This window comes from Burkholderia sp. KCJ3K979 (genome assembly GCF_016759955.1).
Classification (GTDB): Bacteria; Pseudomonadota; Gammaproteobacteria; order Burkholderiales; family Burkholderiaceae; genus Burkholderia; species Burkholderia orbicola.
On the sequence record NZ_JACFYV010000029.1, the window covers coordinates 23605 to 47317 of the forward strand.

The following is a 23713-nucleotide window of genomic DNA, read 5'->3' on the forward strand; positions in this document are numbered from 1 at the left end:
TGCGACTCACGTGGGATGGGCGCCGAGCCATGTCACGGCGGCCAAAAGCTTGTGCGCGTCGCACCCCAGATTCGTGAACGTCGATCGCGTGAGTTCGATTGCGCCAATCAGGTAGGCTGGACGACCTGCGGTTTCGATAGTGTTGACGACTTGGAGCGCCAGACCGCAACGCTGGTAAAGTCGTGCCACGGCACGTGTCATGGCACCGATGACGCATGTGGCGCCCAGTGACGCGACGATTGCGAGAATCGTAGGAAACAGCTGCATTCCAGTTGATGCGCGCATGGTCGGGTTTGCCCCGCAGCGGGCGGCAAACCGCGACAGTTCCCAGACCGTGGGTGCGCATGGCAAGTCTAGAGCCGCTGAAGGCGCGCACAGTGTCTGGAGCAAATACGGCTGTGTGGTCGGTATCAATCGTGCACACCCGCAAATGTGCTGAGCCTGATCGACCGAGACGACGTGAATCGTACGACCCCGATCAAACTGATCCCATTCGGTCAGGCTCGTCGCGTCCGCTCCGGGTAACTGCCAACCCAGTCGACCTACAAACACGTCGTAGCGGAACACGCCGAGGCGGCGATGCATCATAGTTGGCATGTCGTCGAAACTGCCAGCGAAGATGGATGGCACGATTTTCCCCTCAAACAAAATAGCCGATGCCACGCTATCAAGCGCGTGAGGTAAGGGGAACTAGTTAGGTGGGGAGGTGCGGCGCCGATGAAGTTGACAGGACGCCGGTAGCGAGTTGCCCTCGCGATGCATGCGATTGTGCGGGCACGCGCGGGTAAGCTCGAATGTGCTGATGGCGCCACGAGTCCACAATGAGGCCGGTCGATGGTCGGGTGGCCGGCAGGAACTGCCGCAGACGGTCCTGCTGGCCGCTTACACCTGGATCAAGCCGGTTGTGACGGCATGCACAGCTGCCGCGGTTCGACTGTTGATGCCCAGAATCTTCATCGCTTCGGCGATATGGTAGTCAACGGTATGGGGCGATATGCCAACAATGGAGGCGATCGCCCATGACGATTTACCCCGGGCAACCCACGCAAGGCACTCTTGTTGGCGCGGGGAGAGTTCAATCGCCGGCTCAGGCCGATGGGGCTTCATCAATCGATGGAGCTCTTGATGAAAGAGCGCGCCTATTAAGCTCGCGAGCCGCATGTGGACTTCTGTCTTGATCTCCGGTGACGGACTGGCGAGATTCACCAGCAGGATGTCGCCGTTGGTCTCGCGAAGCGGGATACTCACGCCACTGGTTAATCCCGCGTCGCGTGCCTCACCGAGCACGCGTTGCTCGATGCGATTCAAGCCTCTGATGTCGGCCCATCGATAGGGTGTGGCACGGGCAAACGCCATCCGATGGACCGGATCGACCGGACCGTAGTCTCGTTGCGCGTAATGGGCGACCCAATGATCCGGATAGCGTGCGCAAAGCGTCTCGACCGCCATCGCGCGGCCGTTTCCCGTGTGTCTTCGTGAGACTCGGCTGATGGCAAAGCGTGGGAAGCCCAACGAAGCGGACACGTCACCGAACAACTTCAGCAAAGACGACAGGTCCACGGTATTGAGAAAGGCGGTGGCCAGCGGTGTCCATCGGCCGGCCAGGCTTGATGTTAAAGGCTGCGGTACGGTGGGTGTGTCACCCGCGCCGCGTTGACAGACTCGATCCACTGGAGGCCCTCGGAGGAACTTCGCGCACTGGTGCGCGGCGCGGTGGCCGGACGTGCGTCGTTTGGGATTGAAGCACTACAATGCGTGGCGATTGCAGGTGGCGCATGTTCTGCTATTGACCAATTGATCGCCATGCGAAAAGCAAGTGTAGTCGCTTGCAGCCGTATCACAGCCATAAAAATGTAATGTTTTGATACATCGACCCGCGCACTCGCGTATATCACGTCGATCCGCGGCTGCATGGCATGAGGCCATGGGCTTCCAGGGGCGATCGGGTGTGGAGTGTGCGCATCTAATGAATCAGCAATGCGGCAGCTGAAAATCCCCCTACGCCCTGCGCATAGAGCACCAAGGGGGCGCCTTGCGCGATTGGGCCGCAGTCAGCCAGGTTGATAAACGGGTCGCTTACGGTAACGTGTGCGATACGGGAAAAATTGTGCGCGAAAAGGCGCTCGGATGGCAGCCCCATCGATTGGACGAGACGCCGCCACGCAGGCTGATTCAGATGAGGCGGCAAGATGCGATCGAGCTCGGTGAGCGCAATGTGTGCATCCTGGGCGACTTGCGCGATGAGTTTTCGCGCGACGAGCTGGTACTGCGCGAGGAAACTCGCTTCGACCTGCCCTAGCATTCCGCGCCAGCCGCGACCGCTCGCGTGCGTGGCCAGCGCGACGAGGCGATTGGTGCATGCGTGGCGCTCGACCAACGCGGCGAACGCACCGTCACCCAGCAGCCCTGACGCACCCATCGCGCGTTCGGTCTCCATAGGCATCACGTCCGCCCCGACGAGCAGTATGCGATGGAGGGCGGGATGTGCGATGAACATTGCACGAATGATGCGCAACGCACCGAGCGAGGACGCGCAGTGTTGCTGGGCAAACGAGAACGACGGGACACCTACAAGGCAAAAATGCTCGCATAGCTGCCGCGGCAAAGATACCGGCGGCGGGGCGATGCTGCCCTGCAGCGTGTGAGTGTAGACCAGGCAGTCGATTGACTCGGGCGAGATTGGTGCATTGCGCAGCAGCGAGTCGACCGCTTGAATCGCGAGGCTCAAGGCACTTTGCCCGCGTGCCACGTGAAAATTGCGTACGCCGGCCTGCTCGAGCTTTGCCACCACAGCAGCGGATTGGCCGGTGCGACGTGCCCAGTGGCGAACGGAGTCGACATGTTCCGGAAGGTGGTAGGCGACACACGGGATGCCGATTGTGGTGTCTACCATGAGGAGTTCGCGCCAAGGGAGCGCGCGACCAAAGGCGCACTATGTGCGTCGAGTAGCGCGCAGCCTACGTAGCCGCACGATGCGATATTCCATAGCAAGAGGGTGTGCTGTGATGGGAAGGTATGCGTCTGGGCCATGCTCGTCAATTGTTCGATCGAATCCGCTACACCGAGATTCGCATCGTGCATGTGCATGCCTGCAAGCGAGGCGATGCCGAGTTCCTGCTGCAGTGCAGCTGCAAGCGCGTGCATGTGGCATTGTCCGACGGCGGTGACGTGGCACGGGGCAATCGCGTGTTTTGCGAGCAGCGTGGCGATCAATTGCAGCATCGTTTGAAGTAGACGTGGGTCAGGATGCGCGTGGCGATGCGGCGCGTCGCCGCTTGGTGTCGGACAAGGATGGGTTTGAGCGTCGATGAGGCGCAAGCCGCGCGTGCTCGCACCAAAGCGTTCCAGAAGGAGGGCGGCGGCTGCGTCCCCTTGCAGTGGGCCCGTTCCAGTGTGGCGAGAAAACGGTGCCACCCACTTCTCTGCGGCAGCAATCAGGATCGTACGTAGGTCGCGTTCGGCGACGAACAGGTCCTGCGCCAGTCGTAAGGCCGTGAATGGGGCAGTGCTGCCCTGCTGCGAGATCGAGAACGAAAAACACGGGCTGCGCGGGGCGCCTACTACGCTTGCCAGACGCCCCGCGGTTGTTGTCGAGATATGTTCGTCAACACTGCTGTGGCAAAAAATGACGACGTCAACCGGGGCGGCAGCGCGAGGCCGAGCGGCACAGATCGCCCGCGTGACATATGCCGCAAGCCCAGACAGATCGGTGGTGTGGGCGATCGGCGCACGCAGGGGCCTATCCCTCGGACCGATACGAGGCATTGCTGTCGGCCCGAACGGTGTGCATTCGGTGCGCCACAAGGCCATCCATGCATCCCAGCCGGTAAGCGGCCTCGTCGTGGTGGGCTCCATGGCCGATACCTGTTCGTCGAGCTTCACGACGGGCGGCACGTAGGAGCACAGTGCGGTGACGACCGGGGGCATCATATTGGCGTCGGAAAGCTTAGGTCCTGCGGGAGCAGGTCGTAGAGCAGACGCCCCATGCGTTGGCCGTCGATGACATGGCAATCGCGTTGCAAACCGATAAGGCGAAACCCCAAACGTGCGAGCAGTCGCTGTGATCGAATATTGCGTTGCGCCGCCCACGCGCCAATGCAATGCAGTTTATCGCGCTCGAAACCTTCTCGAAGCACCTGTCTCGAAGCTGCGAGCGTCATATTCGCGCACGCGGCCCGCGTGGGATCACGCAGCACCCAGAAGGAGCCGAGACCAAACCGGTGAGTAACATCGCTGATCGCGACCAGTCCGCTTGGGCGGTCCGTGCCGCGTACGCCAAATACGCGTAGCCGATGTCGATCACTTTGCGCCATCGCCTGGATCGCCAGTAAGGAAAGCGATTGTCGACCGAGGCCGAAGTCAAACCACTGCGCAATGGCCGGACGCGCAAGCCAATCGGCGATATCGCGCATATCGTCGCGATTTACTTCGCGCAGCCAGCACTCATGTGGCGACGTCGCGGATCTGCCCGAATGGGGTTCGCACAAGTGGCGATGATGGGAGTATTGGTGCGCATTCATGCCGATGCGCCAGTGGTTGAGTCAAACGTATGTCGAGCCGTGAGCTGAGCGAGCGCCGTATCGACACGCATGAGCAACATCGCGAACCAATGACATGTCGTCAGGCGCGCTGCGGGCGGTAACCCTGAGACATAGCCGTGTGCGCCGCAAAATTGAACAAGCTCATGGGTGAGCTCCATGGATTCGGCTGCAATGTGACGGACCAGCTGGCGCACGAGCGCGGTTGATATGTTCGGCTCGGCAAGCGTGAGCGCACGCAAGAAGAGATGCGTGCCTTGCGTTGCAATGAGCATGTCGGCCAGCCGGGTGGCCACGCGCTGATGCAGCATGATCGGCTTGCGAAATGCGCGTCGCTCGGCTCCGTAGCGCAGTGCAAATGCAACGTCGTGCTGCATGGCGCCGCTGAGCAAGGCCGACACGTACAGGGCGATGTTGGTGAGCCATGTCTGGGACGGTGAATCACTTTGCGCGCCACACTGATCGATCGAGGCGAGTGGGGCGGCACACAGTGTGCCGTTGCAGCGCCATTGCTCAAGAGAAAGAGCGCCAAGCACAACGAGGCGGCGGCGGTATGCCTTAGCATCCCCGTGGGCCGAGTCGATGAGGGCGAGACCGCGGGCGTGCGGTGCGAGCATCAGCGTTGCAACGAGCGCGCAATCTTGATCGTGCAGATGCCAGAGCGTGGCGGCGTGAAAATCCGGCACCGTAAGCGCGATCGCGCACGTGCCGTTAAAGTAGTCACCGATGGGATGAGGCGCGAGCGCATCGAGCATGTCGTATGCGCGCAGCGTCACGAGCGCCGGAATGCTCTGAGTGAGTTGTGCGGCGCGTTCAATCGGGCCACAGGCCAACGTGCTTACAATACCGCACAGATCGTGCTGGCCAATAGCCATACCGCCCAGGGCCGTCGGCAAAATCATGGTTCCCAGATCCAGCGAGCTTGCATGTGTGACGATATCGCGCCAGCCCGCTTGCGATGGCGGGGCAGCGAGCAAAGGCTCGAGCTGGTCTCGAGCGAAGCGTTGGCATGCGGTGACGAGTGCGCGCTGATCGTCAGATACGGCCCATGTGGGCGGCACCAGATCGGACGATGACGGTATAGGGTTGCGCATCATGGCTCTCTCCGTATTGGGTGTGAGTCATCGGTGTCAGACGAGCATCTCGATTGCTTCGGGATGGCTGAGGAAATCCCTGGGACTTGCCGAGCGCGCGTAGGCACCCGATTGCAGAATGACAACGAAGTCACCAATCTGAGCTTTGGGGAGCAGCACGTCGTCGACGATGCGATCAAGCGGAGTGCACGAGCAGCCGACGATGTGACATCGCTCAGTTGGTGTATCGCCGAGCCGATTGCCGAGTGCCACGGGGAAATTGCGGCGCAGTATCTGCCCGAAGTTGCCCGAGGCCGCGAGGTGGTGGTGCAGGCCGCCGTCGGTGACAAGGAAGGTGGTGCCGCGTGAAACTTTTCGATCGATGACGCGGCATACATAGGCACCGGCCTCGCCGACCAGGTAGCGCCCGAATTCGAGCACGGGGCGCACACCGGGCAAAGCGCGTTGCATGCGCGAGAGCCAGGCGTGCATTGGCTGGGCGACGGCATCGAGATCGAGCGGTACTTCGCCTTCGAAATAGGGAATGCCAAAACCGCCGCCCAGATTCACGTACCGGGGCGGCAGTGGCAAATCGGACGCGAGCTTCATGACGAGCTCGGCACTGCGCCGCTGTGCTTCGACGATGGTAGCCGGGTGTAGGCACTGCGAGCCCCAGAAGACGTGAAAGCCTGCCAGTGTCACGTCACATGTGCCCAGTTCTTGCAGTAGTGCCGGGACCTGTTCGGTGTCGATGCCGAACTGAGTTGCTCCCCCACCCATGCGCATGCCGGCATGTGTTATCTGAAAATCCGGGTTCACGCGAATTGTCACGTTTGGGCGCAGGCCCAGCTCCCAGCCAAGGGCTGCCACCAGATGCAGTTGAGTGAGCGATTCGATATGCACGTTCACGCCGCTGGCCACTGCACACCGTAGCTCCTCACGTGTTTTGCCCGGACCTGCAAAGCCGATCTGATCAGGCGGCATGCCTGCGTTGAGCGCCAATGCCAACTCGGCGCCGGAGGCCACGTCAAAGCCGTCGATTCGCGTGGCCAGATGGTGTACGACGGCAGGCATTGGGTTGGCCTTGATCGAGTAATGCAACTGTATCGACGCCGGCAGTTTTGCGCGCAACTGGCACACGCGGGCGTCGATTGCGGCGCGCGCATAGACGAAAAAGGGTGTGGAACCTGCACGATTGGCAAGCCGTGTGACATCGATACTGTCGGCGAACAGGACGTCATGGCGGCGGGTCAATGATCGATTCATATTGGCCTCGCTTGGTTGTTCGGCGCGCTCACGAGTGTGTCTCGCAAGGCTACGCGATCGAATTTGCCGTTGGCATTGCGCGGGATGTCCGTCTGAACGATGATGCGATGCGGCACCATGTAGCTGGGCAGGCGTTGCTTGCACCACGACAGCAGCGTTCGGGCGAGAAACGGCGTGACTGCCGGCACGACGACCAGCGTGATCGTCTCGCCGAGCGCATCATCGGGTACACCCACGGCAGCGACTTCGGAAACAAGACCACTTTCGTGGATGATTTCCTCGATTTCTTCCGGGCTGATCCGGTAGCCGGAACTCTTGATTTGCGCGTCGTTGCGCGCAATGAAATACAGAAAGCCGTACGCATCGCGTCGCACGAGGTCCCCAGACCAGACAGCGGTATCTGGCGCAGCCCCACCAGGTTTATGCTCGGGCGAGGGACGATAGCGTTCAGAGGTTCGCGCTGCATCACCCCAGTAGCCCATCGTGACGCACGCGCCGACGTGTACAAGTTCGCCGGGTTCGTCAGGCGCACACGGCGAACCATCGGGGCGCACGACCAAGATGCGTGCATTGGGCACGGCCTTGCCGATCGAGTCAGGGCGGTGATCGACTTCGGCGGGGTCGAGGTAGGTCGAGCGGAACGCCTCGGTCAGACCATACATGAGGTAGGGTTTGGCATGGGGAAACAGCGCACGCAGGCGTTGCAGTACTGCCCTGGGCATGCGGCCACCGGTATTGGCAAAGTAGCGCAGCGTGGCGCGCGCGGCATCGGGCCAGCAAGCATGGGCCAGTTGCATCCATAATGGGGGCACGCCCGTGATCGCGGTGATGTGCTCACGCGCGCAGGCCTCTATCACGTCTTGCGGGCAGAGGTAATTGACAAGGACAACGGTGGCGCCGCTTGCCCAGGCGGACGTGAGTTGGCTCAGGCCTGCATCGAAGCTAAGCGGTAGTACGGCCAGGATTCGATCGGCGCGCGTATGGTTCAGATAATGAGCCACGCTCCACGCACCCTCGAGCAGGTTGCGATGGCTGAGCATGACGCCCTTGGGTCGTCCCGTCGAGCCGGATGTATAGAGAATGGCCGCGAGGTCCGTGTCAATGCCCGATGTCGGGACATCGGATGTTTTTCGTTGCGAGTCGATAGCCGCCCGAGCGAAGCACTCGCTCCAACGATGGACCCGTGCAGTCCCGTCGTATGTAGGTGCCATTTCATCGGGAGCATCTGTGAGGATCGTATGGGTGAGGGCGAGCGGCCCGTTCTCGGCTAGCAAGCGTGCACGCGTTGCGCTGGTAATCAGGCAGATCGCGCCGCAGTCGTGCAGGATATGTGCGACCTGTTGCGGTTTGAGCAGCGGATTGATCGGCACAAAAACGCAGCCTGCGGCGGCAATACCCAGCAGCGACACGACGGTTTCGAGGCGCTTTTCCAGAAAGATGCCGATACGTGCGCCAGGCGCGATGCCGAGCGAGGTGATCGTGTGGCCAAGTACGCGTGCGCGCTCGGCAAGTTCCTGGTAGCTCAGGTGGATATCGCCGAATACGATCGCGTGCGAATCGGGTGCCTGATATGCGGCTGCCTGCACGAGGTCGAGTATGTTTCGCATGGTGTGGAATGGTGTCGTCGGGTTGAGGAAGATGCTCGGTGTTCGTCAATGACGAATCACCAGGGCGCCGAAGCAGCCGGCCATACCACTAGAAAAAAGCAACGACCATTCACCGGCCTGCTGGTTGCGACAGGTCTCGAAATTGATGAACGGATCCGCGCCGAATGCGTGGCCGACCGTGCCGAAATTCGCGATGAATAGCCGCGCCTCGGGAATGGCGAGCATTTCCATCAACCGTGCCCAGCCGGGTAGATTGACGTGGTGAGGCAAAACGTGCGCGATGTCATCCGGTGCGATGTTTGCCTGGCGAATAGCTGCGCGCATGGTGGTAAAGGCCGACCAGTAGTACCGATCGTCGGGAATCGGCTGCAAAGTGTCGTCCGTCCCGCGAAAGAAGCGCGCATCGGTATATAGATGCAAGCTGGCGATGACGTTGTGTCTGGCCCCTCGTTCAAGTAGCAACGCGCATGCGCCGTCGCTATGCAGCGCCAGGTCCTCGATCGCACGAAGTCTATCGCAGTCCGAACCAATGACGTCCGCACACACGATGATGGCGCGCTCGATAGTGGGGTATCGCGCCGCAAGCGCAAGCAGTATCCGGATGGCTGCCATTGGAGACACGCACTGCTGCTGCGTGACGGAAAACGTCAATGCCCGGTTCAGTCCGCAATGGCGTTGAATGTAATGGGCTGTACTGGCAGGTGGCGCGAGCGCGCTCGTCTGTATCGTATGCGTGTGAATGAGGGCATCGACTGTTGAGCGTGGTGTGGCGGTTTCGCGCAAAAGTGTCGTGATAGCACGTACGGCCAGATTTGGTGGGGACTCGCCCTCGGCGTCGTGGAACTGCCACACACCGTGATCGCGCAGTGCACGAGCGCTCGCGTCAGACAGACCGCAACGTTCGACCCACTGATTTACGTGTACGGTTTGAGCCGGCAGACAGTGGGCGACCGCGGAAAGTGAGAAGAGACTCGTTCTCATAATGGTGCTTCGCAGAATTGAAGAATCGCACAGGCGACTTGGCCGTGAAATCCCGTAGACCATACAAGCAGATGTTGGCCATCGCGCGGCGAAACAGCCCGCGTGAGGCTATCAAGACGCGCAGGTGTGTGTGCTGCGCAAAGGTGGCCGGGCGTGTCATCTGCGAGCCAGATGCGCTCAAGCGGCAAGTCACCGTGCGCACGGATACTGCGCAATAGTCGGTTATCCGTCTTCGCTGGGACAATCCAGTCCATTTGTGTGGCCTGACAGGCAGCTCGTGCCAGCGCCTTGTTGATGGCGCCGATAAGCGTGGCGGAATCGACAGGCGTTGCGATGACGCTGGAGCTGCTGGGCGTGGCCGGCGTACAGATGGTCAGGCCGCGCACGCGCCAGCCAGGTGTCGGATGGCGTGTGAGGAGAGCGGCAGCGGATCCATCGGCGAGGCGCGTGTGCAAGTCAACGTACCGAGAAAAGGGCGGAAGCCAGCGCTCGGCCGCGACAATCAGGACGGTATTGAGCTCGGTGTCCGCATCCATCATGGCTAGCGTCAGATCGAGCGCCGTTGCAAACGAGACGTCCTGAAGCTGCCCGATCGCGAATGGCGGGCGACGCGATGCGAGCTCGTGATGCAAACGTCCCGCACAGGACAATGTCAGATCGTGTTCGAAGCTGGTCGAGCAAACGATGATTTGGTCTGGCCGGGGAAGTTGTGAGGCACCGTCATACAACAGGCGTGCCGCGCGTAGTGCCATGTCGGACAGTGAAAGGTTCGACTCGGCTACGACGAGCTGGTCTGAAGGCGTAGGCGGCGAAGGCGCCTTTGGAGCGCGTTGTGGATCACATTCGTTGCGCCAGCGCAGTGTGTCGCTATAGACCGCTTGCATCACGGAATCAAGCGGGCATTGCCACAGTGGCGAGCTCACGTCGGTGCGTATAGGGTGCGCGCTGCGTGCGAATGGAATGTACTGTGCGGTCGCGACGATCCTGGGCGCCGGAACCCAGGACTCAGTTCGAGGGAACATGGGAGGCGACGAATGTAACCAGGTTGTCGAATCGCAGGAAGAGGTCGCTGCTCAGGTCTTCAGGGTCAAGCACAAACTTGAATCGCTGCTCCACTTGCAGCAGGAGCTCGGTCATGTTCATCGAATCGACACCAAGGTCGAAGAGGTTTGTGTCGTCCTCGATGAGCTCGGTGCTCAGATGCGTGCCGAGCGTTGACAGCAGACAGGATTTGAGCGCGGTAGCAATATCGTCAGGGCGATTTGATACGGAATTGGATGTCATGAACGTCTCCGGTATGAAGGACAAGTGAGGTCATGCACGCGGCAACGCGGCTGAATGCGCAAGCGCGTCTGAAGTGGATTCCCACGGCAATTGCGGCGCGCGTAGGGCAGCGCGGGCGATCATCAGCCGCTGCATGTCGCCGGTACCTTCCATGATGTCAAACGCCTTGGCGTCTCGGCAGCATTGTTCGAGCGATGGACAATGCGCGATACCGCCGAGTCCAACGAGTGCGAGTGCGGTTCGAGTGACATGGGCTGTCACGCGTGCGGCGTATGCCTTGGCCATCGAGGCATGCATGGCGCTCGGATGGCCCTGATCTGCGAGCCATGCTGCGTGATGACAGAGCAGGCGCGCGGTCGCGATATGCCGATCGAGATCCAAAAGATGCACGTCGACGTCGCCGGGACTGCATCGCAGGTCGGCCGGATGTGAGCCCGATTCGAAATAGGTTGTGAGTTCGTCACGTACCCGTCGACACGTGCCGACCATCACTGCGGAGAGCAGCGGCCGAAAATAGTCCCATGACCGTTGCGCGCCGGAAAACGCATCGCTCAATGGCGCTTGGTCGTCGCGCGTGAGGCAAGCATCGTCAGGCACTTCGCAATCGCTGTACGACAGCACGGCCAGTTGGCTGGCCCGCAGCCCGGCCATATGTTCGACACGCATGACCGAGAACCCCGGGGCGTTGTGCTCGACGCGAAATGCCCGGATGCCGAAACGGCCCGCGTTGCGGTTGATCGTTGCGAACGTGATGATCGTGTTGGCGCGCGCGCCGTTCGTGATGAAACATTTGGTGCCATTGAGCACCCAGCCGTGCGCGGTTTTGCGGGCCGACGTTCGCATGGCTGTTGCGTCGGACCCGCAATCAGGCTCCGTAATCGCAAATGCACCCCAGCGTGGCGCGTCGCTGTGAAAGCTCGCGAAGAATGCGGCCTGCTGTCGTTCGTTGGCGAGTGCGATAACCGGAGGCATGGCAAGTCCTGGGCCGGGCAGAGCCAGCGCGAGCGCGGCGTCCGCGTAGCCCAAATATTCCATCAGCATCACGCGTGAGGTGAACGATTGCACCCCGGGACATCCCCCGTATTGGCTCGGCACGAGATTCAGGTTCAAAGCACGGACCGTATCGCCTTGCCAGAACGTTGCGGGAATTTGTCCGGTACGGTTCGCTTCGTCGCGATGTGCGCGTATTTGCGCGCACAGTCGATCGAGGTCCAGCCCGGCGGCTGCCAGGGCCGCCTTAAGCGTTGCGACTTCATGGCGCGGATGTGGTGTTTGCAGAGCGTCTGGCATGTCCGATCGTTCCGAATGGCGCACGCGCGCCGGCCGATGGCTTGGCATGGACGACATGCTCGCGCGGCGTCCATACCGTGTGCCATGCAGCGTAGGCATCTGTGGGAAGGTTTGCTACCTCCCAACCTAGGGAGGGTGACGTCGGGTAAGGCATGCCGCAGATTTTCGCCAGCGGCGACAGGGATGCCCGATAATGGCGCCGATATTGGATGACGCTGGCCAACCACGGACGTAACTAACATGGCAGGACGACAACGGGCGACGCGTAAAACGCAATCTATGCCGCCGGACAAACGCGGCCCACGTACGACCAAGCGAGGCGATCAGGTGGCCGAGCTGATCAAGGGCTGGATTAACGACGGGCGGGTGCGTCCGGGCAAGCGCCTGAACAAGGAAGCTGAACTACAGCAGATGTTCAACGTGAGCCGGGGCTCGATGCGCGATGCGCTCAAGGCACTGGAAGTGCAGGGACTCGTGAGCCTCAGTACAGGCCCCGAGGGAGGCGCCACAATTACGCGTGTGCCGCTGGCGCGAGCGTTCCAAGCACTGCAGAACTATTTGTTCTTCGAGAACGTCACGCTTGAGGAGCTTTATGCGGTGCGACGCACGCTCGAGCCGATTGTCGCTGCGGGCGCAGTAGCGCACTTGACAGATGCAGATTTCGAAGCACTCGAGCGCAGCATTTCAGTGTGCAAGCCGTTTGTGGCCGGCCACGAGCAGGCGCTCGATCAGCGCTGCGAGGATATTCATTTTCACGACGTGCTGGCTGCGGCTCATCCGAACGCGTTTTTGCGGTGCCTTTGCCGGATCATCAATCAGATGCTGCATTCGCTGGTGATCGTGGCGGGCAACGTCACGCAGCGTGACTATCAGGCGTTCGGTCGTACGACGCTCGCTGCGCACCGTGCAATCCTCGAGGCTGCACGGCGGCGCGACGCTCAGGCAGTGGAGCGCTTGATGGCCGCGCATATGGACGAGGCTGAGGCGCAACTGCGGAAAGTACATGCCGCGTTGAAGCAAAAGCTTGTGCTCGACTCCGAACTTGATACGCAGATGAGCCGCGACGCGTCCTGAGGTGGTATCCACGAACAGCAGGGGCCGCCATCGCATGATCTGCGCATGCCCGCCGAAGTTCACGACATGTCAGTCACAATGCGCCCGTTAATTACAATAAATGGACTAAAAGAGTGTCGAGGTGCTCATCGAGAGGGTACGTAGGCGGGGAGCTTGGAGATAATTGCCGGGGTAAACGCTGACGTTTTGTCGCTTGACCAGGTGAGATATTCGATCGTAAATTTATGATAATAAATAGACGTCAAGATCGAAGCTGCGCGCGTACCGGTCCGACCGATCTCCGTGGCGGTTCATCGCGTCAAGTCGAGGCCGGCGAGGTTCTATTCCAAGGCAGCGGCGATCGTTGGCGGACTGCTTGTAAGTGACGAATGGCCGATCGCCGCCGGCGAGAGGCTCATAGTTGTTGTTTGTGTGAGGCCGACGGGATCTGGCGAAGATCTGCTCGAGTCACTGCTGCTTTAACCAATTGCGAGAGAGAGGTGTCGAGGGCCGCAGCAAGCGCAAGCAGAGCGTCGATCTTGGGGACTATTTGGGCACGCTCGACCAAAGAGATCGTGTTCGGATGGACGTTGGCCCGCGTCGCGAGGCCCACTTGAGTGGGCTTCTTTGTTGGGCGACATGTGCGAACTTCGTCTCCAAGGGCCTTGATAAAGTGCGCAGTGGTTGGCGCTATTCACCGACGGGAGTGACGGCTATTCTTGCGCGAGCGATTCTGCCGCGGCGACTAGGGCCCGCTTCTTTTCTTTGCTCAGTCGCCCAGCAATTAAGAGAAGGTTGGCCAGCAAGTCGTCCTCCTCGTACAGGAAGCTTGTCGGAATGAGAAGCGCTCGGGCAAGCCGCTGACTGGTCTGTACGGTTGGAGCATGCTTGCCCTTCTCGTACTGGTTGACGCGAGCGCTGGCGGAAAATTCATCGATGCCAGCCAGAATGCCAAGCTGTTCCTGGGTGAGGTCGGTACGCAACCGCGCCTGCTTCAGGCGTTTCGAAAACACAGAGGTGACGGTCGAGTCGCTGGACATGCATCAAGTGTCCAGGAATCGATTGCCCGGTTTGCTAAGTAACTCTTAGTCCGGGCGTTGTCGGGAATCAGGAGGCGGCGGTTCGTGACAGTCGCTCGGCGTATTCGAGAAGTGCTTCTAGGCTGTCCTGCGGTAGCGGTGCGGCCACGACGAGAAGCCGCGCAAGGAGGTCATTGCTTTCATATAGGAAGCTGGTCGGGACGTGCAGTACTCGGGCGAGACGGTGGGCCGTCTGGAGCTTGGGTGCGTGTTTGCCGGTCTCGTACTGATTCACGCGTGCGCTCGCCGAGAATTCATCAATCCCGGCTTCGATGCCGAGCTGTTCCTGGCTCAGGCCCGAGCGTAGACGTGCCTCTCTGAGGCGCTTGGGAAAGATCGAGGATGTCGATGAGGTCCGACGCATCCTAAGAGTTTCTTAATTTTTAATGGACTTTTTGCTAAGTATTTCTTAGTCTGCAAGCTAAGCGTTACTTAGTTTGGGTGGCGACATGCATCGTATCTGTGTCGTCTTGGTGGGCTTCGCTGTCACATGCTTGGCGAGGGCTGGGTGGGTTGGGCGGTCATTGAACACAGGATTTGGAGTAATGGCGACGATCTTAAACATTCTTAGTTACGTTAGCGTGCTTACGCTTGTGGCATTGGGCCTTGCGATCGTGTTTGGCCTGATGGATATCGTGAACCTCGCGCATGCCGAGTGGGTGACGATGGGGGCTTACACATTGGCGGTTGCGCAGTCCGTGGGAGGTCAACACGCATTCTGGGCTGGGCTGCTCGCCGCGCCGATTGTCGGCGCGGGGCTCGGGTGGTGTCTTGAGCGCTTCGTCATCCGACTGCTCTATGACCGTCCACTGGATACGCTACTGGCGACCTACGCGGTCAGCCTGATCGTTCAGAAGGCGATCGAGTTGATCTTCGGCACTCAGCCGATGCTGGTCTATGCGCCGTTCAACGCAACTGTTGACGTACCGGGCGGCAGCTATCCTGCTTATCGGATGTTCGTGATCGGTGTGGCACTGGCTGCTACCGCTGGATGCTGGGTGCTGTTCACTCGGACGCGTTTTGGTACGAAGCTGCGTGCGGTCATTCAACATCCGGCGATGGCTGAGGCCGTCGGCATCAATACCAGAAGGCTGAATCGGGTGGCCTTTTGTGGTGGCGCCGCGCTCGCTTCGCTCGCCGGTGTTCTGGTGGCACCAATGGTGTCGGTGGAGTCCCATCTCGGGGTGTCCTATCTTGCCAAGGCGTTCTTCGTGATCGTGCTGGGGGGGATCGGCTCGGTGGCCGGCAGCATACTCGGCAGCGCTTTTGTCGGCACGATCGAGACCTTGCTCAGCTATCGCGTCGATCCGTCACTCGCGTCGGCGATTGTCCTGATTGTATCCATTGTCCTGATTCGTTTCCGGCCACAGGGTCTGCTCCCCGGCTTTAGTGCGGCGCATCAGCTTCTCGGAAAGGGGTAAGGCAATGTTCGACCGTTATTTTTCTCGTGCGCGGACTTGGTTGTCACAGCCCGCCTTGAGCGGCAGCGATCTGTCTCCGGTTATGACCGGTTTTGCGATCGTTGTGGCCGGCGCAATTCTGCCGTTTGTCGTTGGGGCGTATCAACTCACCGTGATACGCGATGCACTCGTTCTGGCGATATTGGCGCTCAGTTATGACCTGCTGTGGGGGCGTGCCGGTGTACTAACGCTGGGTCACACGACCTTCTTCGGCATTGGAGCATACGGCTTCGCCGTGACTACGGTCCAGTTTGGGCAGACGCCGTTAGTCGGATTTCTCGCTGGCCTTGCCTGTGCTGCGGTCGCAGCGGCCGTTCTCGGTTACTTCTTGCTGTATGCAGGGGTGAGGCTGCATTTCTTTGCCATTCTCAGTATGGCGGTGTTGATTATCGCGCAGCAGCTTGCAACGAGCTGGCAGTCGGTAACAGGCGGAGACACGGGCTTGCTCGGTATTCCGGGGCTGTCCTTCCAGCTTGCGGGGCACACACTCGATTTGAGCGGCCCGGTCGCGTCCTGGTATGCCGTCGCGATAATCCTCGTTGCGCTGCTTGGGGTGGTGTGGCTGCTTTGTCGCAGCCGATACGGGAAGGTGCTCGCGGCGATCTCGACGAACGAATGGCGCGCGCTGGCGTGTGGATATCACACGTCCTGGCATCTCCTGTTGATGTTCATGGCCTCGGCGGTGTTGGCCGCGGTGGCGGGTTGCTTGATGGCAGCAACCGCCGGCGTTGTTGCGCCCGATGTGTTTTCACCGGTATTGGCCACCGAAGTCATCCTCTGGGTTGCCATAGGCGGACGTGGCTCGCTGGGCGGTCCCGTGCTCGCCGCGGTCGGCCTGACGCTACTCAAGCATGGTGCGTCCAGTCTGAGCACACAGTGGTGGCCGCTTATTCTCGGCGCAGTTTTTCTCGCGTGCGTGCTTTGCCTGCCGAACGGTGTGCGTCTGGGGGGCATGCTCAAGGGACTGCGTCAATTCACTGGAATATCGCTCAAGCGCATGCCGCGCTCTTGTGCGCGGCGCGTCGAAGGAGGGTCGTGATGAACGCGCCGATCATCAAAGGTGTCGGACTGTACCGTGCATTTGGCGGCATTAACGCGATTGCGGGCGTTGACGTAGAAATTGGCGCGCGAGACCTGCTTTGCGTCATCGGCCCGAACGGCGCTGGAAAAAGCACGCTGGTCGGGCTGATGTCGGGCGCGATTGTGCCTGGGGCTGGCGAGCTGTATCTCGCAGGTGAGCGAATGACCGGCCGACCGATGTATCAATACTGCCGGCGCGGCGTCGTACGGAAATTCCAGGGAACAAATGTCTTCCAGATGATGAGCGTACGCGAGAACCTCGAAGTGGCTGCGCTCGGTGTGTCGAATCGACAGGCGTTTTCGATGCGGCACCTCGATGGCGTTCTCGAGCAAATCGGACTTGCCGCGCAAGCCGACATGTTGGCGATGCATCTGCCACACGGCGAGCGCCAGTGGTTGGAAATCGGCATGGCGATGATGTGTCGCCCCGCATTGTTGCTGCTCGACGAGCCTGCTGCGGGTTTATCCGCCGCTGATGCTCAGCGGCTTGTGCATCTCATCCACCGCCTGCGTGAGCAGTGTGCGGTACTTGCCATCGAACATGACCTGCGTTTCGTGCAGTCGCTTAATTGCGAGACGTGGGTTATGCACCGCGGGCAAATCGTTCGCCAAGGGCGCTACGACGACATTGCGAAGGACGAGGAGGTCCGACGCATTTATCTGGGGCAGGGGGCAAGTCATGCTGCACATTGAAAATCTGTCGGCCGGATACGGCGACATCGCTGTCTTGCACCAGATCACGCTTGCCGTTCAGCCCAACGAAGTGGTCGGGGTGCTCGGATGCAATGGAGCGGGAAAAACGACGCTTGTGAAGGCGATCATGGGCTTTTTGCCGCACGTGAGCGGAGCGGTTCGCTTTGGCGAGCACGTCATCAACGGCATGCGCGCGCATGAAATCGCTCGGCTGGGCATCGGGCTGGTGCCGCAGGGGCGATGGATTTTTCCGAAGCTCACGGTACGCGAGAACCTGATGATGGGAACCGCGGCGGCCGGCGACGCCGAGATTCTGGATGAGGTGTTCGAGTATTTCCCGGTATTGAAAACGCGGCTCTTGCAACATGGCGGGACGTTGTCGGGCGGCGAGCAACAGGTACTGGCTATCGCGCGTGCATTGTGTGGTCGACCGAAACTGTTGTTGCTGGACGAGCCTTCTGACGGCGTGCAACCCAATCTTGTCGAGCTGATCGGCGATGTAATCCCGGTGCTGTGCCGTCGTTCGAAGCTCGCGGTGCTGCTTGTCGAACAGAATCTTGACCTCGTGTTGCGCTGCGCGCAGCGATGCATTGTGCTCAAGAACGGGCGGCTCGCCCATGCGGGAAAGATTGAACCGCACCGCGGCACGGACAGCGCGCACCCGTTGGCCCAATTCTTGTCACCTGCTGCTGAACGAACGGCTGATTCGCAAGCGGCGTTCATTGAAAGAGAACCTACATGAATCGACGTGACTTTTCGCGATCTGCCCTGTGGGGCGCGCTTGGGGCGTTCAGCGCCGCCGTTTGTCCGAACCTTGTCCGAGCAGCGGCGCCGATCAAGATCGGATTGCTTGCGCCGTTGAGCGGCCCACTTACCCGGGTCGGGGAAACCAATCGGCACTGTGCGATGCTCGCCATTGAAGAAATCAACGCTGCTGGCGGACTGCTTGGGCGGCCGCTCGAACTGGCCGTCGAAGATACGCAGATGTCGACGGCAGTGACGCTCGAGAAAGCCAGGCAGCTATTGATGCGTGACGAAGTGGCGATGCTCACAGGCATGGTGCTGCCGTCCGAGCGCGAGGCGGCGCTGCAGGCCGCTAAGACGGCCGCGCGTCTTGTCGTCTATCCGAATTTCGACGAGGGTCGCTGTGATCCGCTGTTGTTAAGTACCGGTCTGAGTGTTGCTCAGCGGGTCGAACCGCTCATTACGTGGCTCATGCGTGGTGGTGGAAAGAGTGTCAGCGCGGTCGTCTCGGACGTCGGCAGCAACCGCAAGGTGCTGGTGCCCGCGCTGGAGGCGGCCGTATCTCGCCACGGTGGCCGCTTGTTGAGCGTGTACTGGTTGCCGTTCGGCACGCGCGATTATGGTGCCGTGCTTCAACGAATTGCAGCACAGCAGCCGCAACTGGTATGGCACAGCATCGGCGATGATCCGGTCACGTTTGTCAAACAGTATCGGTCGTTTGCGATGAGGCCGCGTTTGGTCACGGACATCGCGCACGAATCGCTATCGATTGCAACTGCGGGCGCATCAACGGGCGCCATCGGTGTGTCATCGTACTTTATGAGCATCGATAGCGCTGAAAATCATCGCTTTCTTGCGCGCTACACCGCGCGCGTGGCCAACACCCGTGCGCCGCGGTTAGGCCCCTATGCGGTGATGCTGCCTCACGGGGAATGCACGTACGCGGGTATTCGACTCTTTGCGCAGGCCGCGCAAGACGCTGGCAGCGTCGAGGTCATGCATGTCAAGGCGGCATTGTCGGGCATTTCGCTGAATTTGCCGCGCGGTAAGTCGGGCGTGAGCCGAGTGGGCGATCACGTCACATGCATGACGCGCATCGCTCAGGCGCAGGCGGATAACAGCTTTGCGCTTTTGGATTCGGTCGGACCGATTTTACCGACGTGTCGGGGATAAAGCGGTCACGACATCCCGTCATTACTTTGTCTATATCACTAAGGAGTGCGATATGAATGATATATCCATGATGAGTGCAGAGACGTTGCTTGTCGAGTATCGACGTCATGCACTGTCGCCACGTGAGTGTATGGAGGCAGTGCTGGAGCGCATCCAGCGGTTTGATCCGCTCGTGAATTGCATGTGCAGCTTCCATGCAGATATGGCGCTGCAGGCAGCGCGCGAATCGGAGCAGCGCTGGATGCGCGGCGAGCCGCTCGGGCTACTCGATGGCGTGCCGGTATCGGTCAAGGATCTCATCGATGTACAAGGATTTCCGACGCGGTATGGCTCATTGACGAGCCCGGACACACTGCAACGTAGCGATGCGCCTGCGGTTTCGCGCCTGCGCCGTGCCGGGGCATTGTTGTTCGGAAAAACGACGACATCGGAATACGGCAACAAGATTGTGACGGACTCCCCGCTCACCGGCATTACCCGCAATCCTTGGGATCGGCGCGTGACGCCGGGTGGCAGCAGCGGCGGCTCGTCAGTTGCGGTCGCACTTGGCATGGGTCCTTTGTCGCTGGCCACCGACGGCGGCGGGTCGATTCGTGTGCCGGCGTGCTGGAGCGGCGTCGTAGGCTTTAAGCCCACGTTCGATCTCGTGCCGACCGGCGTAGCCGGCTCCTGGACGCGACTGTCCACGCTCGGGCCAATTGCGCGCAATGTGCGTGACGCCGCGTTGATGCTCAGCGTTGCATCGGGAGTGCACGAGCCTTTGCGGTCAGAGTCAGTTCGCCCGGTGGACTATCGCATTGGACTGGAGGATGGCGTCGCCGGGCTGCGCGTGGCGTATTGCCCTGGCATTGCGGGCGTGACGGTCGACCCCATGGTCGCTGCAAGTGTCGCGCAGGCCGCGGACGTGCTCAAGGCCTTGGGTGCGCACGTCGAGCAAGTCGATGTGAAGCCGCTGGCCAATTATCTGGACAGTCGCATGCACGCGATTCAGTGGTCGGTGTTCTTTGCGCAACGTGCATGCGCGATGAGCGAGGCGCAACGTGCACAGCTCGACTCGGACGTACAGGTCCTTGTGCAGTCCGGTCTGCAAGTCACCGCGCCAGAACTTGCCGGTGCGTTGCGTGCACGTCATCTGCTGGGTGTCGAGATGGCCGCGTTCTTCGAGCGCTACGACTTGCTCGTGACACCGGTGTTTCACTGCGGCCCACTGCCGGTGCCTGGGTTGCCGACGACGTTGCTGACGGCACCTCAGCAGACATCGTGGTGCAACCAGACCGGGCTGCCTGCCGCGAGCGTGCCGTGCGGCCTGCCCGGTGGTTTGCCGACGGGGGTGCAGATCGTTGGGCGTTTGCACGCGGATGCACTCGTACTGCGTGCCGCACGCGCCTACGAGTCGGCGCGCGGCGCGTTTCCCACGGCGCCCCTGTTGCAGGGCGAGCACGCAGTCGCCACGGAGGTAACGCTGTGAGCGTTCAAATCGCAAAGATCGTGGTGCATCTGGTTGAGCGGCGTGCCGAGTTGAACGCCGCGATCTATCCAGCCCACCGCCAGGCCATTGCAGCTGCGGTCCTGTCACGGCAGAACTGGCGAATAGATGATCCTCTTGAGCCTCTGTACGAGCTCGGTGCGGAGCTGGGGACGTCGCTGACCGAGCACGCCCGATGTGCACTGGGCGTGCAACGCGGGGCCATTCAAGTGTACGGCAAGGCCGCCTTGGTGGGCACGGCGGTGCCGCTCGAGTGTGCGGCCGCGCTGTTACATCCACGAATGGGCAAGGCGATACGCGCCTGTCTACCGGGGACCACCTCGCTCATTCCGTCGGTCACGAAGCGCGGCGCCGCAGGTGCGTGTCTGGACATTCCGTTGCATGGCGCGGTTGACATGTGGAACTTCGATCACTTCGATACCGCGTCGCTGATTGTGCCGGATTCTCCTGCGCCGGATGAACTCGTGGTGGCCGTCGCATTGGCCGAGCACGGTCGGCCGCTCGCGCGCGTCGTGTCCGCGTAGACGCGTCGCCCCGGTTGCGCGCGATCGATTCGAACAACGAGGAGGAGAACCTATGCGGAAGATAGTTTGGGGCTTGGCGCGCGCTTGCGCTGTTTCGGTTGGGATGTGGGGCATCCCGGGCGTCGTCCACGCCCAGTCTTCGGTATCGCTTTACGGTTTGATCGACGCCTTTGTTGGCGAAACGCATGCGCCAGGCGCCGCTGGCAGTGCCTGGCAGGTTGGCTCAGGCGGGATGACGACGTCATATTGGGGCGTGTCTGGATCGGAGGATCTTGGTCACGGCATGAAGGCGGTATTCACGCTGGAGAGTTTTTTCCGTGTAAACGCTGGTCAGCTCGGTTCATTCAATGGTCAGTCATTCTTCGGTCGCAATGCCTTTGTCGGACTGAGCGGAGGCTTTGGGGACGTGACGGTCGGGCGCAATACGGCACCCCTGTTCGTCTCCACGTTACTCTTCAATCCGTTCGGTAACTCGTTCGCGTTCTCGCCGATGATCTCCCACGGATACCTGGGCTCGGCCATGGGAGCGGCTTCCGTGCAAAGCGATACGGCGATCGACAGTTCGGTGTTGTATCAGACACCGGAGGTCGGCGGGCTCTCTGGAAGCTTGCTCTATAGCAATGCGGGTGTGGCTGGCCATGCTGGACAGGCGAACTATAGTGCCAACGTCCTTTACTTCGCCGGCTCGTTCTCGGCAACGGCTGCGGTGCAAAGCTTGCACACAGCTTCGCTTTTTCTTAACGGTGCGACGGCACAAACGGCATGGCTTGTCGGCGGTGCCTATCGGATCCACGCGACGAAGCTCATGTTCCAGTACGAGCGGGTGAGCAACAATAGCAACGTGACCGACGACACCGTGCAGGTGGGAGCAAGCGCGCGATTCGGTATGGGCAGTATGCTGCTGTCATGGGCGGGCACCCGTCGGCGTCCTGTCACCGGTTTCGACATCCGGTGGTCGACGTTCGCGCTGGGCTACGACTATCCACTGTCGAAGCGCACAGACATCTACGCGGCGTGGCGCTATGACACGATTACGCATGCCTCATCAGGAAATGGCGTCGGAGCCGGGGTGCGGGTGCGGTTTTGATTTGCTATGCAAGCACGTCTAGTCGAAACGGATGTCGGTGCCTATAGCTGGTTTGGTGATCCCATTCAACTGGTGCCGGCGCTCGTCGGCACTATCACGCTCAGTCCCGGCAGGTCCGCAAAATCCGGCACGTTCAGCGTCATCAGTGCGTAGCCGTGCTCAATCGCCTGCGAGGCAATCCACAGGTCGTTGCAGTGGGGCCGCGGCGAGCGGCCGGTTTGTTCGACGGCAGCGGCCAGCACGCCGAACGCGGCCGCGGTGTGGCGCGTGATGTCCAGCGCAGGCCGGCGCTCGAGGTGCAGGTGCGCGGCGCGCGCTAGGCCGCATCCGTGCAGGACTGCACGCCGAACGCCAGTTCGCCGAGCAAGATCGTCGAGATAAACACCGGCGCATCTCCGGCTGCATCGATCACCGCGCGCGGCGCGACCATTCCGCCGGCGAGCCCGACCCCCACGCAGCTGTCGATGATCACGCCCACGGGTCACGCACTCCGTCTTCGAAGCCGGTGCGGCTGTCGTGTAGCCAACGGGCTGCGGCCTCGGCACCGATCATCGGCAGACCGGCGAGCGCCTGGGCGGCGTTCATCGCGGGTTCGGCGGGCACCAGGCGCGCGATCACGGTCTGGTTGCGTTCGACCACGATGGTCTCGCCTTAGCGGGCAACTCGGTCGAGAATCTGGCGGGTGTGGCGCGCCAGATCGGTGGCGGTGATGGTGGACATGACAGCCTCCTGATACAGTGAATTCGTATTATGCGTATTTTCACGGCTCGAAGGCACGGTGAGTTGCGGCCCTCAGCACGCGCCTGATTTTCAGCCCGACGGTCTCTCTAGCCGGCGGAAGTTTCGTGTTCACGAACGGGCGCCGTCGGTTCGTGTGTTCGCGCGATCACGGAGCGCGCGTTACCGGTCAAGGGCGGGTCGACGCGTATTACCCCGGCTTCGGAATGCTCGAGCGTATCGGGCATTTGGATCTGGGGGGCATCCGACATACCAAGTATTCATTTCATGGCGACATGAAAGTCGATTTCAGCCGGACATTGCGGCTTTAATTGCGGCGATGCCGCTGTTCTTAACTGAACAATTTTGCCGTAGGTTTAGTGCCGCGCAATCGCGTTAAGAAGAAGGCATTCGAGAGACGGCGTCTAGCGAAATGAAGCGGAACATATTAAGGACTATGTTACCCTTCATTTCGGGACATAGGCGAAGACTCCGGGGGCGCGGCACTCCCCCTAGGGGATTGAGCGCTCCTATCACGGCGATTGAAAAGCGGTGCCATCACCGTTCCGGCGCCCCTG

General features: G+C 60.8%; 27 protein-coding genes. 9 read left to right on the forward strand and 18 right to left on the reverse strand.

Annotation, left to right across the window (positions count from 1 at the left end):
• Nucleotides 1-6 precede the first annotated feature (6 nt).
• The 12 genes from H3O04_RS09765 to H3O04_RS09820 form a co-directional block, all read right to left on the reverse strand.
• Nucleotides 7-630 (reverse strand): acyl-homoserine-lactone synthase, encoded by a 624-nt coding sequence (locus H3O04_RS09765; RefSeq protein ID WP_202587577.1) that lies wholly within the window; start codon nt 628-630, stop codon nt 7-9.
• 252 nt (nt 631-882) lie between these two features.
• Entirely contained in the window at nt 883-1671 is a 789-nt protein-coding gene (locus H3O04_RS09770) for an autoinducer binding domain-containing protein (protein ID WP_202587578.1), read from the reverse strand.
• Nucleotides 1672-1963: 292 nt separating this feature from the next.
• Nucleotides 1964-2893: a 3-oxoacyl-ACP synthase gene (locus H3O04_RS09775; RefSeq protein ID WP_202587579.1), complete on the reverse strand. Its 930-nt coding sequence runs from the start codon at nt 2891-2893 to the stop codon at nt 1964-1966.
• Nucleotides 2887-3882 (reverse strand): 3-oxoacyl-ACP synthase, encoded by a 996-nt coding sequence (locus H3O04_RS36070; RefSeq protein WP_337249624.1) that lies wholly within the window; start codon nt 3880-3882, stop codon nt 2887-2889. Before H3O04_RS36070 ends, H3O04_RS09775 begins: the two co-directional genes overlap by 7 nt.
• Nucleotides 3883-3926: 44 nt before the next feature.
• Nucleotides 3927-4520, reverse strand: a complete 594-nt coding sequence (locus tag H3O04_RS09785) for a GNAT family N-acetyltransferase (protein ID WP_202587580.1) — start codon at nt 4518-4520, stop codon at nt 3927-3929.
• A complete protein-coding gene (locus H3O04_RS09790) occupies nt 4517-5635 on the reverse strand; it encodes an acyl-CoA dehydrogenase family protein (protein ID WP_202587581.1) in 1119 nt (372 codons plus the stop codon). The genes H3O04_RS09785 and H3O04_RS09790 overlap by 4 nt, the downstream gene beginning before the upstream one ends.
• Nucleotides 5636-5668: 33 nt before the next feature.
• Nucleotides 5669-6877: a pyridoxal-dependent decarboxylase, exosortase A system-associated gene (locus H3O04_RS09795; RefSeq protein ID WP_202587582.1), complete on the reverse strand. Its 1209-nt coding sequence runs from the start codon at nt 6875-6877 to the stop codon at nt 5669-5671.
• Nucleotides 6874-8484: an acyl-CoA ligase (AMP-forming), exosortase A system-associated gene (locus H3O04_RS09800; RefSeq protein WP_202587583.1), complete on the reverse strand. Its 1611-nt coding sequence runs from the start codon at nt 8482-8484 to the stop codon at nt 6874-6876. Before H3O04_RS09800 ends, H3O04_RS09795 begins: the two co-directional genes overlap by 4 nt.
• Nucleotides 8485-8529: 45 nt before the next feature.
• Complete coding sequence (locus tag H3O04_RS09805; protein ID WP_202587584.1) at nt 8530-9465, reverse strand: 3-oxoacyl-[acyl-carrier-protein] synthase III C-terminal domain-containing protein; 936 nt, start codon at nt 9463-9465, stop codon at nt 8530-8532.
• A complete protein-coding gene (locus tag H3O04_RS09810; protein WP_237666231.1) occupies nt 9462-10349 on the reverse strand; it encodes a 3-oxoacyl-[acyl-carrier-protein] synthase III C-terminal domain-containing protein in 888 nt (295 codons plus the stop codon). The genes H3O04_RS09805 and H3O04_RS09810 overlap by 4 nt, the downstream gene beginning before the upstream one ends.
• Nucleotides 10350-10470: 121 nt before the next feature.
• Nucleotides 10471-10749 carry an acyl carrier protein gene (locus H3O04_RS09815; protein WP_027811693.1) on the reverse strand — a complete coding sequence of 93 codons (279 nt, stop codon included), beginning with the start codon at nt 10747-10749 and terminating at the stop codon, nt 10471-10473.
• Nucleotides 10750-10779: 30 nt separating this feature from the next.
• On the reverse strand, nt 10780-12039 hold the full coding sequence (locus H3O04_RS09820) for an acyl-CoA dehydrogenase family protein (protein WP_202587586.1): 1260 nt from the start codon (nt 12037-12039) through the stop codon (nt 10780-10782).
• A gap of 240 nt (nt 12040-12279) precedes the next feature.
• Between H3O04_RS09820 and H3O04_RS09825 the strand changes: the two genes are divergently transcribed.
• Entirely contained in the window at nt 12280-13113 is an 834-nt protein-coding gene (locus H3O04_RS09825; protein WP_202587587.1) for a FadR/GntR family transcriptional regulator, read from the forward strand.
• Between the two features lie 394 nt (nt 13114-13507).
• Here the strand turns inward: H3O04_RS09825 and H3O04_RS09830 are convergent, their stop codons facing one another.
• From H3O04_RS09830 to H3O04_RS09840, 3 genes are all read right to left on the reverse strand, one after another.
• Complete coding sequence (locus H3O04_RS09830) at nt 13508-13786, reverse strand: helix-turn-helix domain-containing protein (protein ID WP_202587596.1); 279 nt, start codon at nt 13784-13786, stop codon at nt 13508-13510.
• Nucleotides 13787-13805: 19 nt separating this feature from the next.
• Complete coding sequence (locus H3O04_RS09835) at nt 13806-14132, reverse strand: helix-turn-helix transcriptional regulator (protein WP_012338904.1); 327 nt, start codon at nt 14130-14132, stop codon at nt 13806-13808.
• 67 nt (nt 14133-14199) lie between these two features.
• Entirely contained in the window at nt 14200-14535 is a 336-nt protein-coding gene (locus H3O04_RS09840) for a helix-turn-helix transcriptional regulator (RefSeq protein ID WP_027811697.1), read from the reverse strand.
• Between the two features lie 181 nt (nt 14536-14716).
• Here H3O04_RS09840 and H3O04_RS09845 point away from each other — a divergent pair, with 181 nt between their 5' ends.
• From H3O04_RS09845 to H3O04_RS09880, 8 genes are read left to right on the forward strand one after another with little or no spacing between them, the layout of a single operon-like run.
• Complete coding sequence (locus H3O04_RS09845; RefSeq protein ID WP_080331803.1) at nt 14717-15592, forward strand: branched-chain amino acid ABC transporter permease; 876 nt, start codon at nt 14717-14719, stop codon at nt 15590-15592.
• Nucleotides 15593-15596: 4 nt separating this feature from the next.
• Entirely contained in the window at nt 15597-16670 is a 1074-nt protein-coding gene (locus tag H3O04_RS09850; protein WP_202587588.1) for a branched-chain amino acid ABC transporter permease, read from the forward strand.
• Nucleotides 16670-17404: an ABC transporter ATP-binding protein gene (locus H3O04_RS09855; RefSeq protein ID WP_202587589.1), complete on the forward strand. Its 735-nt coding sequence runs from the start codon at nt 16670-16672 to the stop codon at nt 17402-17404. The genes H3O04_RS09850 and H3O04_RS09855 overlap by 1 nt, the downstream gene beginning before the upstream one ends.
• Nucleotides 17391-18146: an ABC transporter ATP-binding protein gene (locus H3O04_RS09860; RefSeq protein WP_202587590.1), complete on the forward strand. Its 756-nt coding sequence runs from the start codon at nt 17391-17393 to the stop codon at nt 18144-18146. Before H3O04_RS09855 ends, H3O04_RS09860 begins: the two co-directional genes overlap by 14 nt.
• The gene (locus H3O04_RS09865) at nt 18143-19321 is read left to right on the forward strand and encodes an ABC transporter substrate-binding protein (RefSeq protein WP_202587591.1); all 1179 of its coding nucleotides are present in this window, start codon (nt 18143-18145) and stop codon (nt 19319-19321) included. The genes H3O04_RS09860 and H3O04_RS09865 overlap by 4 nt, the downstream gene beginning before the upstream one ends.
• A 52-nt stretch (nt 19322-19373) precedes the next feature.
• Nucleotides 19374-20789, forward strand: coding sequence for an amidase family protein (locus tag H3O04_RS09870; protein ID WP_200161578.1), 1416 nt, complete (start codon nt 19374-19376; stop codon nt 20787-20789).
• Nucleotides 20786-21331, forward strand: coding sequence for an amino acid synthesis family protein (locus H3O04_RS09875; protein WP_202587592.1), 546 nt, complete (start codon nt 20786-20788; stop codon nt 21329-21331). The genes H3O04_RS09870 and H3O04_RS09875 overlap by 4 nt, the downstream gene beginning before the upstream one ends.
• A 52-nt stretch (nt 21332-21383) precedes the next feature.
• Nucleotides 21384-22418: a porin gene (locus H3O04_RS09880; protein WP_202587593.1), complete on the forward strand. Its 1035-nt coding sequence runs from the start codon at nt 21384-21386 to the stop codon at nt 22416-22418.
• A gap of 65 nt (nt 22419-22483) precedes the next feature.
• Here the strand turns inward: H3O04_RS09880 and H3O04_RS36640 are convergent, their stop codons facing one another.
• The 3 genes from H3O04_RS36640 to H3O04_RS09890 form a co-directional block, all read right to left on the reverse strand.
• The gene (locus tag H3O04_RS36640; protein WP_337249625.1) at nt 22484-22660 is read right to left on the reverse strand and encodes a hypothetical protein; all 177 of its coding nucleotides are present in this window, start codon (nt 22658-22660) and stop codon (nt 22484-22486) included.
• Between the two features lie 74 nt (nt 22661-22734).
• Complete coding sequence (locus H3O04_RS36645; protein ID WP_337249626.1) at nt 22735-22896, reverse strand: hypothetical protein; 162 nt, start codon at nt 22894-22896, stop codon at nt 22735-22737.
• Nucleotides 22887-23057 (reverse strand): hypothetical protein, encoded by a 171-nt coding sequence (locus H3O04_RS09890; protein ID WP_237666232.1) that lies wholly within the window; start codon nt 23055-23057, stop codon nt 22887-22889. Before H3O04_RS09890 ends, H3O04_RS36645 begins: the two co-directional genes overlap by 10 nt.
• Nucleotides 23058-23713 lie beyond the last annotated feature (656 nt).